This is a genomic window from Protaetiibacter intestinalis (assembly GCF_003627075.1).
GTDB lineage: Bacteria > Actinomycetota > Actinomycetes > Actinomycetales > Microbacteriaceae > Homoserinibacter > Homoserinibacter intestinalis.
In genome coordinates this window covers 1,856,418-1,872,841 of the sequence record NZ_CP032630.1, presented here as the reverse complement: position 1 = coordinate 1,872,841, position 16,424 = coordinate 1,856,418, and the positions used below count along the sequence as shown (strand labels likewise).

General features: G+C 66.2%; 13 protein-coding genes. 7 read left to right on the top strand and 6 right to left on the bottom strand.

Translation table 11 applies throughout. The features are described 5' to 3' along the window. The first annotated feature begins 21 nt into the window (after window positions 1-21). A complete protein-coding gene (locus D7I47_RS08840) occupies window positions 22-756 on the top strand; it encodes a glycosyltransferase family 2 protein (RefSeq protein ID WP_120762699.1) in 735 nt (244 codons plus the stop codon). Further along, complete coding sequence (locus tag D7I47_RS08835; RefSeq protein ID WP_120762698.1) at window positions 753-1,124, top strand: DUF2304 domain-containing protein; 372 nt, start codon at window positions 753-755, stop codon at window positions 1,122-1,124. Before D7I47_RS08840 ends, D7I47_RS08835 begins: the two co-directional genes overlap by 4 nt. 7 nt (window positions 1,125-1,131) lie before the next feature. On the opposite strand, the gene D7I47_RS08830 is transcribed toward D7I47_RS08835, so the two are convergent. The 3 genes from D7I47_RS08830 to D7I47_RS08820 form a co-directional block, all read right to left on the bottom strand. Continuing rightward, on the bottom strand, window positions 1,132-2,121 hold the full coding sequence (locus tag D7I47_RS08830; RefSeq protein WP_120762697.1) for a glycosyltransferase family 2 protein: 990 nt from the start codon (window positions 2,119-2,121) through the stop codon (window positions 1,132-1,134). Beyond that, window positions 2,118-4,580, bottom strand: a complete 2,463-nt coding sequence (locus tag D7I47_RS08825) for a glycosyltransferase (protein ID WP_120762696.1) — start codon at window positions 4,578-4,580, stop codon at window positions 2,118-2,120. Before D7I47_RS08825 ends, D7I47_RS08830 begins: the two co-directional genes overlap by 4 nt. A 117-nt stretch (window positions 4,581-4,697) precedes the next feature. After that, the gene (locus D7I47_RS08820) at window positions 4,698-5,111 is read right to left on the bottom strand and encodes a sugar 3,4-ketoisomerase (RefSeq protein ID WP_227000556.1); all 414 of its coding nucleotides are present in this window, start codon (window positions 5,109-5,111) and stop codon (window positions 4,698-4,700) included. 62 nt (window positions 5,112-5,173) lie between these two features. On the opposite strand from D7I47_RS08820, the gene D7I47_RS08815 reads away from it, so the two are divergent. Then, window positions 5,174-5,767: an acyltransferase gene (locus D7I47_RS08815; protein ID WP_120762695.1), complete on the top strand. Its 594-nt coding sequence runs from the start codon at window positions 5,174-5,176 to the stop codon at window positions 5,765-5,767. After that, a complete protein-coding gene (locus D7I47_RS08810; protein WP_120762694.1) occupies window positions 5,764-7,545 on the top strand; it encodes a glycosyltransferase family 61 protein in 1,782 nt (593 codons plus the stop codon). The genes D7I47_RS08815 and D7I47_RS08810 overlap by 4 nt, the downstream gene beginning before the upstream one ends. Before the next feature lie 15 nt (window positions 7,546-7,560). On the opposite strand, the gene D7I47_RS08805 is transcribed toward D7I47_RS08810, so the two are convergent. Beyond that, window positions 7,561-9,690, bottom strand: coding sequence for a glycosyltransferase (locus D7I47_RS08805; RefSeq protein ID WP_157981683.1), 2,130 nt, complete (start codon window positions 9,688-9,690; stop codon window positions 7,561-7,563). A gap of 136 nt (window positions 9,691-9,826) precedes the next feature. Here D7I47_RS08805 and D7I47_RS14760 point away from each other — a divergent pair, with 136 nt between their 5' ends. The 3 genes from D7I47_RS14760 to D7I47_RS08795 are packed head-to-tail and all read left to right on the top strand — an operon-like array spanning window position 9,827 to window position 13,208. Continuing rightward, window positions 9,827-11,290 carry a hypothetical protein gene (locus D7I47_RS14760; RefSeq protein WP_157981682.1) on the top strand — a complete coding sequence of 488 codons (1,464 nt, stop codon included), beginning with the start codon at window positions 9,827-9,829 and terminating at the stop codon, window positions 11,288-11,290. After that, window positions 11,287-12,222: an NAD-dependent epimerase/dehydratase family protein gene (locus tag D7I47_RS08800; RefSeq protein WP_157981681.1), complete on the top strand. Its 936-nt coding sequence runs from the start codon at window positions 11,287-11,289 to the stop codon at window positions 12,220-12,222. Before D7I47_RS14760 ends, D7I47_RS08800 begins: the two co-directional genes overlap by 4 nt. Further along, window positions 12,219-13,208: a lysylphosphatidylglycerol synthase transmembrane domain-containing protein gene (locus tag D7I47_RS08795; protein WP_157981680.1), complete on the top strand. Its 990-nt coding sequence runs from the start codon at window positions 12,219-12,221 to the stop codon at window positions 13,206-13,208. The genes D7I47_RS08800 and D7I47_RS08795 overlap by 4 nt, the downstream gene beginning before the upstream one ends. Here D7I47_RS08795 and D7I47_RS08790 read toward each other — a convergent pair. Together D7I47_RS08790 and D7I47_RS08785 are read right to left on the bottom strand one after the other, a co-directional pair. Then, a complete protein-coding gene (locus D7I47_RS08790; protein ID WP_120762690.1) occupies window positions 13,205-15,427 on the bottom strand; it encodes a glycosyltransferase in 2,223 nt (740 codons plus the stop codon). The genes D7I47_RS08795 and D7I47_RS08790 overlap by 4 nt on opposite strands. Further along, window positions 15,417-16,334 carry an NAD-dependent epimerase/dehydratase family protein gene (locus D7I47_RS08785; protein ID WP_157981679.1) on the bottom strand — a complete coding sequence of 306 codons (918 nt, stop codon included), beginning with the start codon at window positions 16,332-16,334 and terminating at the stop codon, window positions 15,417-15,419. Before D7I47_RS08785 ends, D7I47_RS08790 begins: the two co-directional genes overlap by 11 nt. Window positions 16,335-16,424 lie beyond the last annotated feature (90 nt).

Below are 16,424 nucleotides of genomic sequence, written 5' to 3'. Positions count from 1 at the left end.
ACCGCCCAGTAGAGTGCTTTCATGGGCAACGAGACACCGCGGGTCCTCGTCGTGATCCCGGCATACAACGAGGCGGAGACGTTGCCGGCAGTCATCCGGGAGTTGCAGCGGGTCGCCCCCGAGGTGGACTGCCTCGTCGTCGACGACGGGTCTCGCGACGGGACCGCCGCCGTCGCCCAGGCGAGCGGCGCGCGCACAGCGTCCCTTCCCTTCAACCTGGGTGTTGGCGGCGCCATGCGCACCGGCTACCGATATGGTGCGGCGCACGGATATGACGTCGTCGTTCAACTCGACGCGGACGGCCAGCACGATCCGGCCGCGATCGCCACTCTCGTGGGAGCGCTCGACGACGCAGACCTCGTGATCGGCGCGAGATTCGCCGGCGTCGGCGATTACCGCGTTCGGGGGCCGCGCAAGTGGGCGATGGGTATCCTCTCGGCGGTACTCAGCCGCGTGACGGGCCACAGGCTGACCGACAGCACATCGGGGTTCAAGGCCGCGGGCGACCGCGCGATCCGCCTCTTCGCCGAGCACTATCCCGCCGAGTATCTCGGCGACACGGTGGAAGCGCTGGTCATCGCGGCCCGCAGCGACTGTCGTGTCACGCAGGTCCCGGTCGCGATGAGACCCCGAGCGGGCGGGTCTCCATCGCACGGACCGTTCAAGTCGACCGTTTTCCTGGGACGAGCGATGATCGCTCTCGTGTTCGCACTGATTCATCCCCGGTCCACCTACGCGGAAGCCGCGAGACCATGAGCCCGATCCTCTACGCGTTCGGAGTCCTCAGCGCACTGTTCGTGCTAATCGTGGTGATCGAGTCCCTCCGTCGACAGCGACTGAGGGAGAGGCATGCGATCCTGTGGTTGGGAGGCGGCCTGCTCGCACTCATCGTGAGCATCTTCCCCGGCACGCTCGATTGGATCGCCGCACTGATCGGCATCTCGGTTCCAACCAACCTCGTGTTCTTCGTGAGCATCGCGTTGCTCTTCCTCGTCTGCATCCAGCACAGCACCGAACTCACGACGCTCGAGCGCAAGACCCGAGCGCTCGCCGAGACGGTGGCGCTCCTGGAACTGCATGTGCGCGAGATCGAGGAGGCGCAGCAGGGCGAAGACGCTCGCTGATGCCGGTTCAGCCTTTCGTTGCTGGCTGCAACAGATCGCGGAACACGTCGAGACCCCCGCGGCTGGACAACCGCGCGTAGTCGCCTCGTCGCGCCCGACGGATAACCGGTGCGAGCCGACGCAGGCGATGCGGCGAAAGCTCTGCACGGAATCGTTCGAACGCCGCCTTGTCATCGACCAGGCGTACGACATCGGGATCGACGTCCGGTAGCGCGGGCACCCTCCGGGCGAGTTCCGCTGCGCGCTCAGCGAGTCGCACGTTGTGCTCGCCGCGGACCTCGCTGAGCCGACCGAGCTTGTCCGCGAACGTGGGCACGCGCGCGCCAACCTCATTCCCTCCGTGCTGCCGATAGTCGATGAGCTCGCGGAGATCCAGGCGAAGCCCCCCCGTCGCGGCCGCGATCATCGCGAGCCACTCATCGTGCAGCCAGATGGGAGGGAACGGCCGGCAGAGCGAGAAGAGCTCCCGCCGAAACGCGATCGTCGCACCTGTCGCGAGATTGCGTCGGATGAAGACGTGCACCGCATCGCGCGCGAGAATACGCTGCGTGTCGGCATCGGAGACTTCGAGGGCGCGCAAAAGGGAGACACCAAGGTCACGCCCATCGGCGTCGACCAGTCGCGCGTCGCTGTGCACCAGCGACGCGCCCGGCTCTCCCAACGTCTGTACCGCGCTCGCCACCCGCTCGGCATGCCACACATCGTCTTGATCGGAGAGGATGATCAGATCACCTGAGCAGGCTGCGATCGCCTGCTCGAAGTTCGAGGTGACCCCCAGCGGGCGCTCATTCGTGAGGACGACGTCGGAACGGTCGGAGGCAGGGTGCTCGTCGAGCACGGCCCGGACGACCGCCACGGTGTCGTCGGTCGATGCATCGTCGGAGACGACGATCTGATCGACGGGATGCGACTGCTCCAGGATGCTCCGCAACTGTTCGGCGACGAAACGGCCACCGTTGCGGGTGCACAGGGCGACCGAGATGCGGGGTGCGCTCACGACCGCCGCAGGCGCCGGGAGACCTTCTCCGCGACAACACGTGGTCCCCCATGCCGGAGGTAGTGAAGGGCCTGTCGAACATCATGACCGAGCCCCGAGCGGCGACGACGACGCGCGGATTTCCGTCGCGGCAGCACGACACTGCGATCGGCTGCGCGCCGCGGTTCGCGAATGAAGTCCACGAGCGGCAGAAGAGTGCGCTCCCAGACGTAGTCCTCGCGCACCCGCGCGACATTCTCCCGAACCCGATCTCGGAACGCGTCGTCGAACAGCACCTTCTCCAGGGCGGCGCTCAGAGCCTCCACGTCGCCCGCCGGCACGACGATGCCGAGTTCTCGTTCGCGCACCAGCCCGGCGAAATGGTCGCCATCGGTCACGACCATCGGAAGGCCCGCCCAGAGGTAGTCGAGGATTCGGGTGCGAAAGGAGAATGTCGTCTCGACGTGGGCGAAGTGGGTGCTGACCCCCGCATCCGCCTCGAGCAGGTAATTCTGGCGGTCTGCATATTCGACCCATGAGTCGTTGAAGAAGACGGCGCGATCGAGCACGTCGAGCTCGCCCGCCAGGCGCCGCGAGCGCTCCACGATCTCCATCTCGGGAACGCCCGGATGCGGGTGCTTGGTGCCCTGGAAGAAGAGCCGCACGCGACCACGGCGTTCCTCGAGGTCGGCGACGGCCCGGATCAGCGTTTCGGGGTCGAACCAGTTGTAGAGCCCCCCGCTCCAGATGAGCACCTTGTCGTCGGCGGTGATGCCCGGCAACACACCTCGCAGAACGTCCCGCTCATGGACAGGCGGGGTCGCGGACAACCCGAATGGCGCCACCGCGATGAGGCCGGTCAGGTCGGGGTCACCGCGGTAGGTGGAGGGGTTGACGCGACCGAGACCGGCGAGCTGGCCGAGGTAGAAGTGCCGCTGACGCTCTGAGGCGCAGAGGAAGAAGTCTCCCCGCTCGAGTTGCTCGTTGAGCACCTCGGTGGCGTCGGACACCTGCTTCTCCCATGCCGCCGACCCCAACTCCCGCGCCTGCTCGAGCTGTTCGAGGTGCATGGGGTCGTAGACATCGACGACGAGGATCTTCGACGAGCGGCGCAGGGTGTCGAAGACGGCCATCGCGTGCCCCTGGAAGACGATGACCTCCGCCCACGCCTCGTGGAGAGCGAAGGCCTTCTCGTTCCCGGGCGCCACATGCACGATCTCGAACGGCGCCTCGATGTGCGCGGCGCCCTGCAGGGTGAGGAGGCGGACCTCGGCGTCCTCTGCGAGGATTTCCGCCATATTCCAGGCCCGGATGGCCGGACCGGCAAGCTTCGGGCCGATCGGGTCGCCCGTGATGATCAACACGCGCGAGCGCGCCGGCTCGCTCAGCACGTCGAATGTCTGCACGATGTTCTCGTATCCGTCCAGGTAGTAGTCGTCGGTGAACGCGGGAACGTCGGTCATTCCGAACAGAGCCCACAACTTCGCATCGCTCACGCGCCGGCCCTCTTGGATCCGTTCCCGGTCGGCCGCGAGCTCGGTGAGCTCCTTGACGAACTGATCGATCGCGAAGACCCCGGGCAGCAACTGCCGCGACACCGAGACGTGGTCGGTCTCGTCGGAAACGGCGGCACGGAGGTCGAGCGAGGCGGAGTCCACCCCTGCCTTGGCCACGCTGCGTCGTACCGCGAGGGCCATCGCGGCCGGGAGCACTCGATTGAGCGCCTCCGACTCGAGGTTCTTGTAGAGCGTGAAGAGGGCATTGCGCTCCAACAGGTACTGCTCTCGGTACGAACCGAAGTCCTTCATCGACGCGTGGTGCCGATGGAAGGCGAGCGAGGCTGGTTCATACGAGAACCGCCACCCGGCGAGGTTGAGTCGCCACCCGAAGTCGACGTCCTCGAAGAACATGAAGTAGCGCTCGTCGAAGCCTCCGAGCTCCTCGTACACCTCCCGGCGCACGAACATCGCAGCGCCCGTGCCGAACAGCACCGGATGGGCCTGGTCACCGCGCGACGGCGGGCGGTCACCGGTGAGCGGCTTGTAGCCCATGCCGTACCAGGTGAGCGCGGCATCGACGAAGTCAACCAGTTTGCCGTCCCAGTCGAGCACCCGACTCGCGACGGCACCGACCCGCGGCGAGCGGTCGAACGCCTCCATCGCCGCGCCGATCCAGTTCTCGTCCGGTCGAGCATCGTTGTTGAGGAACGCGACGACCTCACCGGAACTGCGGGACACCCCGAGATTGCATCCTCCGGCGAATCCGAGATTCGTCTTCGACGGCACGATCGTGACCTCCGACGCTTCCGCGCGCAGACGCTTCAGGCTATCGTCACCGGATGCGTTCTCGACGACGATGATCTCGAGCCGCTCAGCGGGCCAGTCCAGCTTTCCGAGCGCATCGATCGCCGCCAATGTGTCATCGGTCCCGCGGTAGTTCACGAGGACGACCGACACGAGACCGGGGCGGACCTGAGGCATTCTGCTCTCTTCCTGGCTGGGGTGGAGGCGTGCGAAAGCCTAGCAACGCTAGGTCTGCCCGAACTGGGCGTCCGCCGTCAGGCGGGAAGGATCGGCTCGTGCGGCGCCGACAAGACGTCAGCCACGGCTGGCCCACGCCACGAACGCGTCGTAGTCGCGGATGTAGTCGGTCGGGTCGTACTCCTCCGAGGCCAGCACGAGGGCGGCGGAACCGGCAGTGAAGTCGTGCAGAGTCCGCCAGTACCCGGGCGGCACGGTCAAGCCCTGGTCGGGGCTCGAGAGGAGGAAGTCGGAGCGCGTGCGACCATCGTCGAGCGCAACGCGGAAGCTGCCCGCGATCGGGATGATCAGCTGGTGGAGCGCCTTGTGCGCGTGCGAACCGCGCACCGCATCCGCCGGAACGTCGTACAAGAAGTACACGCGCTTGATGGGGAACGGAAAGGGGCTGTCTTTTTCGACGACACCGAGAGCTCCGAGATCATCGCGCATCGCCGGAACCGGGATCACGGCAGGGAGCGTCCAGTTTTCCACCCGTCGACACTACCCCAGCAGGGCTGAGGGTCCCCGGATAAGCGGGCGCGTAGAATTCGACAGTGATCGACCCCACAGCCGACGTCCACCCAGCGGCCATCCTCGACGACAGCGTTACGGTGTGGGGCCACACCCACATCCGTGAAGGTGTGCATATCGGCGCGAAAACGAGTATCGGACGAGACGCGTATGTCGGTCCCGACGTTCGCATCGGCGCCGACTGCAAGATCCAGAATGGCGCCTACATCTACGAGCCTGCCGTCGTTGCTGACGCCGTCTTCATCGGACCACGAGTGGTGTTCACCAACGACGAGTATCCGCGCGCGGTCACGCCCGCCGGCACCCTCAAGTCGGCAGCCGACTGGATTCCCGTCGGTGTGCGGGTCGAATATGGCGCGTCGATCGGCGCTGGCGCCGTCTGCGTAGCGCCCCTTTCGATCGGCGCGTGGGCGACCGTCGCGGCGGGCGCGGTCGTCGTCAAGGACGTTCCTGCACACGCGCTAGTCGCCGGTGTTCCGGCCAGTCGGATCGGATGGGTGGGCCGAAGCGGACGTCCGCTTCTGCCGGAGGACGGCGACCTCGTCGACGCAGCGACTGGTGATCGCTATCGCGAGACCGACGGGATACTCACCCCGCTCGGTGCAGAACTCGGATGAGCACGGGCTATCGCAGCTTTGCCGACCGCGTCGCCGATCTCGCGATCGCCTTCAGGCGCGATCATCAAGTCGACCACCTCGACCAGATCCGCCGGCTGATCGAGGGCCTCGGGTCCGGCAGCAAGCCGCCCTCGAGGCGACGTGTCGTCTACACGGGCTGGGTTTCGCGCCCGTTCCGTGTCGACCGCTCCCGCCTGCTGGCGGCGAACTCAGGCTACGCCGTGGCGGTCGGACACCCGCGCCGCAAGGAACTCGGCGTGCGCGGGGCGCTCCAGCGCTTCGGGCTGAGAGTGACCGCCGAAGGACCCATCGTCGGTCCAGACTTCCGGTTCTTCGTCTCGCACCGGGAACAGGACTCGCCGTTGCCTGCCTCGAACGACCTCGCGCGGCGTCAACTGCTCAGCATCGGCGGGACCATCGAGCCGGCCCCGAACCTCCTCGGTTACCTGGACGCCATCCAATCCATGCCGGTTCCCTCCGAATCGTCCCCGGCGTTGTGGCTGGACGCCCTCGTTCAGGAGTCCCCGGCGCTCCTCTGGGACTTCGTGGACTCGCCCAGCTCGGATGGGTTGAGAGAACAGATGGCCGCAGCGCTCGCCACGTTCCCTACGAACGACCGCTGGGCCGACCGCTACCGGCTCGCCGCCGAAGGACTCTCCACCGAGTTCGCATCAGATCTCACGGCGTTGAGAGTGGACAGGCCGGTGGCGGGAGGCTCCGGCATCGTGCCGGTGAAGGCGGTCGACCTGCAGGTATCGGGATCCCGCGCCACCGCAATCGAGAGGGAGCAGGTGCTCCCCGCACCCGATCCGGGATGGCTGACGGTTGATGACGCACTGATTCAGGACGGCGGCACAGTCACCTCGGGCGATCGCTTCATCTGCTATGAGGGCGCCGCCGATCCGGCGCGCGACTTCGTCGCCGGTCAGTACACGACGACGTTCGGGAGCTCCCAGCATCCGGAAGGTGTGCTCCTGCGGCGGGCTGCCTCGACCGGGGATCCGATCGACGAGGCGATTCTGCTCGCCGGCAGGTCCGATGCGAACTGGTTCCACTGGATGGTGGAGTACCTGCCGCGCGTAGTGGGGATTCCGGAAACTGTGCGCTCCAATGTCCCCCTGTTGGTGACGCCTCGGGTGCCGCCGACCGGCATCCAGGCCCTTCGAGACGTGAGCGATCGCCCGTTGGTGTTCATCGATCCCGATGTCGCGCAAGCTGTCAGCAGACTCCACGTGGCTGCGCCCCCGGTAGAGGTGCTCGACACCACCAAGATCCCCTGGGCGGACGGGATACGCGCCAACCGGGCTCCGTTGGACGAGCTGCGGCGCCAGTGGGGGGTGGATACCGCTCGAAATCATGCCGGCCGCCAGATCTTCGTCACTCGCCGTTCACGGCACCGCGGGATCACCAACGAGCACTTGCTCGCCCGAATCGCCCGACGCCATGGACTTGAGGTGGTGGATCCGAGCGGACTCGACTACTTCGAACAGCGGAAGCTCTTCGCGGACGCTGAGGTGCTGGTGGGAGCGAGCGGAGCCGTCATGGCGAACTATCTCTTCATGAGACCGGGTTCGCGCATCCTCGCACTGACCTCACGACAGCTCGCCGATTTCGTCCTCCCTGCGGTGCTCGCTTCGATCGCCGGGTGCTCGTTCGAGTATCTGCTCGGATCGAGCGCGGCGCGGCTGTCGGAGCTTCCCGACCGGAACCATTGGATCCATGCCGACTTCTCGGTGCCGACGAACGAGTTCGACCTGGCGCTCCGAAACTTCCTCTGACTGCCGGCCGACGCTTCAGCCCGATGCCGAATCGCCGAGCGCGCGCAGCACCGCCGCGCTGCGTCCGAGGGCCGCGAGATTCTCGGGGTCCGCACGATAGATGAGTTCCGCGACGTCGCCCGGCGCGATGCCGAGCGTGTCTAGCACCTCGACTCCGTCCTTCGCGACCCGTGTGAGCAAGTCGTCGACTGCTCGACGGAACACGCCCTGGTCGCCCAGCGCGAAGCTCAGCAGGAGGGCGCGATCGTCTCGCGCAAGCAGTTGTCCGTTCGCCGCGGCCGGAGCGCCGAGGCGATCCAGATCACGGCGATCGGCGGCCTGGATGAATCTCTCGCGCACCCAGCTCAGCTCGACCGCGTGACGCCGGCGGCGAGCGGTGTCGATCCCCGTGTATTCCCGCGACAGGTTCCCCCCGTGCTTCCGGTATTCGACCACGGGGGCGTCCAGACGGTCGAATCGTCCGACTCGCGCGAGCTCGATCCAGAGAGCGTAATCCTGCAACAGCGCGATCCCCGCCGGGAATCCCCCGTGGGCGAGGTAGTCCTCACGCCGGATCGCGACGGACGGCGCACAGATGAAGTTCCCGGTCTCGACCAGATACCGGAGGACATCAGAGACATGTGGTTCCTGGAACTCACCTGCCGCGCCGTGCGGGAGGACATTGCCGTCCGCGTCGATGACGACCGGGTCGCTGTGCACGAGCGAGACCGACGGGTCGGAGAGCGCAGCGATCGATGCCGCCGCACGACCAGGCAACGTGCGGTCGTCGCCACCCTGGATCAGCAGGATCTCGCCGCTGGAGGCTTCTACTGCGACCGCATATGCCTCCGACACCCCCCGCGCGACCGTATTGCGGATGAGGGTGAAGCCTTCCTCACGCACGAGGGTTTCCAGGAGCTCGGCCGTCCCATCCGTCGAACCGTCGTCGACGACGACGACCTCGTCAGCCTCGGCCGCCAGGCTGCGAATGGCCGTCTCGATCCATCTCAACTGGTTGTGCGCCGCGATCACGCCGCTCGTGCGCACCTTCGGTGGGGTGAAGCCGCCGCGAGTAAGAGCGGCCGCGGCCTCGATCTGAACCGGCTGCGCCTCGCCACACAGCTCGAGGTGTCGGGCCTCGACGATGGCCTGGCGCCCGAACGGAAGCGTGCGGACGCCCGCTATGTTCAACGCGCGCTCCTGTTGCACATCCACGGGGGCGACGATATCGCCCCCATCGAGGCGCGAAGCGAGCGCACCCAGCGCTCGATGGTCAAGCTCTCCGATCGCGACGACGAGCGTCGACGCCGTGTAGCGCTCGCCGTCGTCGGCGATCGCGACGACATGTCGATTCCGCACGGCCGTGCCGTCTCGACTGACGACCTCACGCCCGATCGCTACGATCTCGGTGCCGTCGAGCCCCGCGAAGAACCCGGGCACGACACGAAAGGCGCCATGGCTATCTGACGGCGGCGGCGCTGTACGGCTCCACACCGAAAGCCGACCGGCATGTACTCGACGCGGGTCGAGCATCATCAGCGCCGCGAGTGCGTGGCGCTCCGGGCTGCGCGCATCGACGAGGTCGATGAGACTCAGCCGTGCGCGAACCCACGGCTCGGCGGGGTACTGCTCGGCGATTTGGACGAGTGGATGCGTGACGCCGTCCCAGGGACCCGCGGCCGCGAAGTGTTCGGTCTCGATGTAGGGGCTCGGGCTCAACAGCCAGTGTTCGCGGCGCATCAGGTAGGCATCGACGACAACCGCGGTCAGGGTGTCCGGCAGCTGGCCGGCGAGCCTCGACACATCGATGAATGGGTGCGGGGATCGCCCTTCTGCGCGCCCGAACACCTGATAGTGGAGCCACGGATCAATGCCGGCGGACGCGATATCAGGGTTCGTTGCGCGATAGAAGGATGCGGAGAAGAGCGGGTGTTCCTCCCGCGTCGGGCGTGTCCCTCTGCGGAGAGCGCGCATGAAATGCACAAGCCGACGAATCGGGGGGCGGCCGGGTCCCAAGAGGAGCGCGACGGGGGCGTCCGTCAAGCCGTGCCGGCGCATGATCGCGCGGATATCGCGACGCCGGAAGCGCGGATAGTTGCGAGCGAGCATCTCTCGAATTTCTTCGAGGCATGCCTGTGTTGCCTCTGCCGCGCCGATTTCCGCCACGTCACTCCTCCTCGTGGGTCGAGGCTAGAGCATTCAGGGAGGTGAGTTATGCTGTACGCGGCCACGCTGGTATCTGTCCGGCGCCATCTCGCCCACCGCCGACCGCCCTCGGGCTCTGGAATCGCGACGGACCCCCATGACATCGCTGAGCGCACACATCACGAACGCGCGCACACGTCTCGTTCCACGTCGAAGCTGGTCCATCGGGGTGTTCATCGTGGCCTTGGCCGTGTTCCTCGTGATCGCGTTCCCCGCACTGGGGGACACGAGGTTCTACGGGATCGGACTCGATGCAACTGTTCCTCAGCTTCTCAAGGCCCTGGGCGGCAGCGACTCGGGTTCCTACACCACGCTCGCCTACGACTATCTCGACGGGACCGTTGACGCGAGCAACCGATGGATCCTCAACCTGTGGCCCCCAGGGGTGCCGTTCCTGCTGTGGGTGATCATGTCGGTCAATGGCGGCGCCCTGCCGATCGTCCCTATGCTCGTGATCACAGGTATCGTGTGGGCCGCAGCACTCGCACTGCTCGCCGCCGTACTCATCGGGCGTCGAGCGTTCGTCACCCTCGGGCTATTCTCGCTCGCCTGGCTCGCCAGTCCGCTCCTCACCGGCTGGACGATCCACAACGGAGCCATCTCGAGCGACGGAATCTCCGCAGGCCTCACGGCGATTCTCGCGCTCGGGATCTACCTGACGTCGCAGCCGGAGTTCGCGGGAATCCGGCGGGGGCGACGTCTCCGTTACTTCGGCGGCCTGGGCCTCCTGCTCGGACTCCTGTGCCTCCTCCGCGTCACGTGGCTGTTCGCGGCCCTCGCCGCACTCGCGGCGCTGGGCGTCTACCTACTGATCCGCACGATCGTCCGGACGACACGGCGTCGAACGCCCGACGCACCCGCGCCGCTTCGCCATCTCACTCAATGGGGTGTCTTCCTGGTGGGGTTCGGGTTGGTCACCTCCTCCTGGACGATCGCGCTCGGAACCTACGTGCACCCGGGAAGCTACTCCTGGTCGAGCGGCGACTACCAGTGGGCGCAGTTGTGGATGGACGACGAGCGACTGGAATCGTACAACGCCCGCTTCCTGATCGATGGTGAGGCCAACTGGGCGTGTGACATCGACCGCGCTCAATGCGCCGAGTTGGAGAGGGTCGAGGTCGGGAAGGCCGACGGCTCGCCGTATGACGGGAATGGGCCCACTACGTTCAGCACCTTCCAGCGGTACGCGCTGACCACCGCGATCACCCATCCAGGACCATTCATCGCGATGCGATCCGCGACGACTGTCGAAGCATGGTTCGCGGTACCGGGCGACCCCGTCTCCTCGTGGACCTCGGTGCCGTTCGGTGCGCTCAGTCTGCTCACCTTCCTCGCAGCGATCGTCATCCTCGCGATCGACTCGATTCGAGGTCGGAGCGGCCCATTCCTGCTGCTCATGCTCGCGGGCGCTCATCTGGCGATGATCTGGCTGACCCACTTCGAGACCCGCTACATGATGACCTTCCAGGTCATCGGCCTCGTGGTCATCGCTATTGCCGTGAGCCCCCTCGAGCGACGCGTCTGGCATCGCATCCGCACCCGAAAGGATCCGACGTCATGAAAGCACTCGTCACCGGAGCGGCGGGATTCATCGGGAGCCACCTGGTCGAGGAGCTTCTCGACCGCGGGCACGAGGTCGTTGCGCTCGACTGTTTCCTCGACGAATCGTATCCTTCGGACGTCAAGCGGCAGACATGGCGCAGCTTCGCGGAACACCCCCGAGTCACCGCCTTCGAGCTCGATCTGCGCACCGACGATCTCTCACCCGCACTGGACGGCGTCACTCATGTGGTCAATGAGGCCGGGATGCCGGGGCTCATCCGCTCGTGGGAAGACCTGCGCCTCTACCTCGACTGCAATGTGCTCGCGCTCGATCGACTGATCTCGGCTTCGTCGGTTGTCGGTGTGGAGCGCTTCGTGCAGATCTCCACATCGTCGGTGTACGGGCTGCATGCCGTCGGCGACGAGACCCAGAAGACCGACCCGGTCTCCCCCTATGGCGTCTCGAAGCTCGCAGCCGAGAAGCTCGTCCTCGCGCACTATTCGAACTTCGGATTCCCGGCGACGGTCCTGCGCTACTTCTCGGTCTACGGTCCGCGCCAGCGTCCCGACATGGGCTACCACAAATTCATCGAAGCGGTGCTCGATCAGCGACCCATCCGCGTGCACGGCGACGGGCAGCAGACGCGCACCAACACCTATGTGACCGACTGCGCCGCAGGGACGGCCAACGCGCTCGAGCATGCACGTGCGGGCGAGGTCTACAACATCAGCGGATCCAAGTCGATCAGCGTGCTCGATTCGCTCGACCTCATCTCGGATGCCCTCCAGCTACCGCACGAGATCGAGTTCGTCGCCACGCGACCCGGCGACCAGCTCGAGACGCGCGGCGACTACGCCAAGGCGAGCGCTGAGTTCGGGTACGCACCGAGCGTCGCACCCGCCGCCGGCCTGGCGTCCCAAGCGAAATGGCATCGGGACCGCCGCCGATGACGCCTCCGGCCGATGACGAGACGTCGCCTGCCGTGGAGCCGGGTGCGGCTGCGCGGCGCGAACGGCTGCGGCGCATCGGAGCCGTCGTCCTTCAGTCAGCGATCGTGCTGGCACTGGCATTGGCACTGGCACTCTGGCTGCAGCGGGACTGGGACACGGTGGCTGCCACCTTCGCGACGATCTCGCCGTGGTCGCTCGTCGCCGCGACGTTGTCCGCCATGGCAGGTGTTGTGGCGAGCGCCTTCGTCTGGCGCGGCGTGCTCGGCGCCCTCGGTCAGCCATCGACCGTGGTCTCCGCGCTGGTGGTGTACCTCGTAGGCCAGCTCGCGAAGTTCATCCCCGGCGGTTTCTGGGCCTTCCTCTACCAGATCGTCCTCGGAGCGCGACGCGGCTTCGGAAGAGTCGCGACCGGACTGGCGGGGCCTATCGCGGCCGCCGTCGGCCTCGCCACCGGCGGCATCACTCTGAGTCTGGCCCTGTCACGCATCGCAGTGCCGCTTCCCTGGCTGTATCCGCTGATCGGCACCGCGCTCCTGCTCGTCACCCTCGTCAGCCCCGCGCTCGTCAACGGTGTGGTCCGGTGGGGGCTCCGCGTGGTCTTGCGGCGTGGTGATCGTGAGGTCTCGTTCACTCGCCCGCTCATCGCCCAGATCATCGCGTGCGCGCTCGCATCGTGGTTCCTGTACGGGGCACAACTGCTGTTCCTCCTCAGCGGCACCTCACACACCATGACGATCCTGGGGGCTACCGCCATCGCGGCGGGCGCGCAGAGTCTCGGATTCCTCGCGGTGATCTTCCCCTCGGGTCTCGGTGTTCGGGAGGCCGTCATCGTCGCCGGGCTGTCGGGTTTCGCCTCGAGCCCGTCCGCCGCGCTCGCGATCGCTCTCGCCGCGCGCGTCACGTCGACGATCGGCGACCTGCTCGCGGCCGGCCTGAGCCGACTCGCCGAATGGCTGGCGACCCGCCGCAGCCACCAGTTGGGCTAACGAGCACCGAGCGCGGTTTGATCCACCGCTTGGAAGTCCAGACCGACTGACGACACCACGGGCGATCGCTTCCCCGTGCGGAGCAACGGGATCGAATCGACGTATTCGACCGTGATCTCGGTCTCCCCCACGTACTTGCGGAGTCGGAGCAGCATCTCGGCGAAGGTCGACTCCCCCCACTGATCGCCGCGGACCACCTTGAGCACGAACGATCCGGCCGTACTCTGGTGGATCTGGAAGAAGCGGATGAGGTGCTCGTAGTCCTTGAAGAAATGGGCGAAGAACGTTCCGGGCATCCATGTACCGTTCGCGCAGTGGACGATCGCCTGGGTCCTGCCCTCGATCCTGCCGATCCGCGGCATGCTACGCCCGCACGGACACGGCTCGCTCTCGTCGACCGCCGTGGCGAGATCACCGAGGCGGTAGCGGATCAACGGTGTGGAGAAGTTGTTGAGATCGGTGATGACGATCTCTCCGACCTCGCCGGGAAGCGCACGCCGACCCTCAACGAGGATCTCGAGGATATAGCTCTCCGACATCACATGGTGGTCCCGGGACGCCTCGCATTGGTACGCGATGCCCGAGAACTCCCGGCTCCCGTACTTGTCGTAGACGCGTGTACCGAAGCCGGCCTCGATGTCGTCACGGACGTTGTCCGGCAGAGCCTGCGCGGACGACATCATCGATCGCGGGGAGAATCCCGGACGATTGCCGGCCCGGACGTAGCTCGCCAGGAAGTTGAGCGACTCCGCATAGCCGTCGACCAGCACGGGGCGGTGGCGGCGGATCCTGTCGATCATCCGCTGCAGATTGGCCGGGTTCAACTCGAATGCGGGGATGAACAGTCGGCGCATGAACATCGCGTCGATTCGTTCGCGGATGACTTGACTCCTCGACATCCCCAACGTCTGATGCCACAGCCGGGCCTGACGGTCGCCGAAGCGCCATCCGGTCCATTCGAGCGCGCGTAGCGTCGTCGCGAACCGAACCTCGAGCTGGTAGCGGTCAGCGTAGGTTGTGGTCGGCTCACCCGTCGACCCGCTCGTCGAGATCTTATGCATCCGACTCTTCACATGGTCGTCAGCGAAGAGGTCGAAGTAGAGATGCCGGCGCAGCTGGGGCTTGCCGAGAAGAGGCACGCGCTCGAGGTCGTCGAGCGAACTCAGCGTCGACGGATCGAACCCGACGGACGCGAAGAGCGTGCGGTAGTAGGGGACGTGACGCGCAGAATGCTGAAGCATGCGTCGCAGCTTCTCAGTCTGCAGCTCGCGCATCTGGTCCGCCGGCAGATACTCGGTCTGCTTGAGCTGGAGATACAGCGCACGTGCGTTCCGCCGGATGAGCCACTTGTGCAGTGGCATGGTCGCGAAGAACAGCTCGAAGAGCACCCGGCGCCAGCCGCGGTAGGGATGCGTCGCTTTCGGCAGCGGCTGACGCGTCGGAACGACACTCCCGTCGCGGGGGCGTCCACGCCCTCGTCCGAACTCGCGCAGAGCGACCGGGATGTCGAGCAGCGCCTGGAACGTCACCTTCGCCATGTTGGATCCGGCGAGGAACGATGTTCCTGCGTAGCGCGGGAAGAACAGCGTCTCGATCTCGGTGACGGTGTAGCCGCGCGCGCGCGCGGCTACACGTATGAACGTCTGGAAGTGGTGATACCGCCGTTCGTGATGCAGGATCTCAAGCATCACGAGCCGCGGCGCCAACACGAACCCCGACTTGTTGTCCTTCGCGTGGTCGCCGAAGCTGACGTTCAGGAGCCAGTTGAGGACCTTGGAGGAGAACAGCCGGAAGCCGTCCTGCCGTTCGATGTGCGAACGATAGCCCTGGACCACGTCGGCGTGCGATTCCTGGAGCGCCGCATACAGCCGAGGGATGTCGGCAGGCGAGTTCTGGAGGTCGGCGTCGATCAGCACCACATAGCTACCGCACGCGCGCGCTACTCCGGTGTTCCATGCGTTCGGGATCCCCTGGTTCTCGGCATGCCGCTCGATCGTCACTCTCCCCTCGGGCGATGACGCGGCGAGCTCGGTCAGACGTTCCCAGGTCGAGTCGGTGCTTCCGTCGTCCACGAACACGACCTCGTAGCTCAGGCCGGCGTCCGATAGCGACGCGTCGATCCGCTCGAGAAGGGCGACGACCGTCGCCTCCTCGTTGAGGCAGGGAACGACGACGGACAGCTCCGGCCGGGGCTCCTCGGCTGGGGCGTCAGCGGTCATTCATCCATCTCCAGACATGCGACAGTCCGTCGCGAAGCTCGGTTTTCGGTAGCCATCCGACCCCACGCAAGTGTTCAGGGTCGCCCACGCGACGCGAACCGGCCGTCCAGTCGGCCGCCACCGTCTCGACCGGTCCATCGTAGCCGGAGACCTCCGTCATGAGGCTCGTGAGCTGGTTGATCGAGACGCCCGAACTCGTCGCGACGTTGAAGGTCCGTCCATCGAGTCGATGATCCTCGAGCAGGCGCAAGGCGTCGATGCAGTCGTCGATGTACACATAGTCGAGGATCTGCTCGCCATCGCCGCGGATCGTGGGCGCGACGCCAGCCGCGATGCGCTCGAAATTGGAGAAGATCACGGACTTGTACCCGCCTTCGGCCCACTGGCTCGGGCCGTATATGAAGAACAGTCGCGCCACGGTCCATGCGAAGGGGGCGTCGCGGGCCATCACCCGCAACAGGTGCTCACCCATCAGCTTCGAAGCGCCATAGTGCGTGACGGGGACGGGCAGGTCTGCCTCCCGCATCGTCTCAGGCCCCATGGAGCCGTAGGCGTACAGCGACGAGGTGAATACCGTCTTCTCGACCGCCCCCACAGCGGCTCTGAACAGGCGCTCCGTCGCGACGACGTTCACATCGAGCACGCGCTCGGGCGTGCTGGATGAGGAGTTGTACTTCTCGGCCGCGAGGTGGTAAAGCACGTCGACTTCGTCGAGTCGAGCGCGCCACTCCTCGACGGTGAGATCTTCGATGCCGCGCTCGTCGCGCTCCGCGCGTGCGTCGACGCGATCCCAGCGGCCCGAACGGCCGTTGTCAAGCGCGATGACCCGGTGTCCCTCATCGAGAAGGCGAGCGACGAGATGGTGCCCGATGAATCCGGCGCCCCCAGTCACGAGATATGTCGTCATGAACGTCTTCCTGCAAAGCTCTCCGCGGTGAATTCCCGCACTGCCATCCTGACATGGGTCGTCGCAGTCTCCTGCTCGCTCAGGCGCCTC

Bases quoted from the DNA above. Each gene is read 5' to 3' on its own strand.
- D7I47_RS08825 (WP_120762696.1), bottom strand. From the start codon at position 4,580: ATGCCTCAGGTCCGCCCCGGTCTCGTGTCGGTCGTCCTCGTGAACTAC.
- D7I47_RS08840 (WP_120762699.1), top strand. From the start codon at position 22: ATGGGCAACGAGACACCGCGGGTCCTCGTCGTGATCCCGGCATACAAC.
- D7I47_RS08790 (WP_120762690.1), bottom strand. From the start codon at position 15,427: ATGACCGCTGACGCCCCAGCCGAGGAGCCCCGGCCGGAGCTGTCCGTC.
- D7I47_RS08835 (WP_120762698.1), top strand. From the start codon at position 753: ATGAGCCCGATCCTCTACGCGTTCGGAGTCCTCAGCGCACTGTTCGTG.
- D7I47_RS08795 (WP_157981680.1), top strand. From the start codon at position 12,219: ATGACGCCTCCGGCCGATGACGAGACGTCGCCTGCCGTGGAGCCGGGT.
- D7I47_RS08785 (WP_157981679.1), bottom strand. From the start codon at position 16,334: ATGACGACATATCTCGTGACTGGGGGCGCCGGATTCATCGGGCACCAT.
- D7I47_RS14760 (WP_157981682.1), top strand. From the start codon at position 9,827: ATGACATCGCTGAGCGCACACATCACGAACGCGCGCACACGTCTCGTT.
- D7I47_RS08810 (WP_120762694.1), top strand. From the start codon at position 5,764: ATGAGCACGGGCTATCGCAGCTTTGCCGACCGCGTCGCCGATCTCGCG.
- D7I47_RS08800 (WP_157981681.1), top strand. From the start codon at position 11,287: ATGAAAGCACTCGTCACCGGAGCGGCGGGATTCATCGGGAGCCACCTG.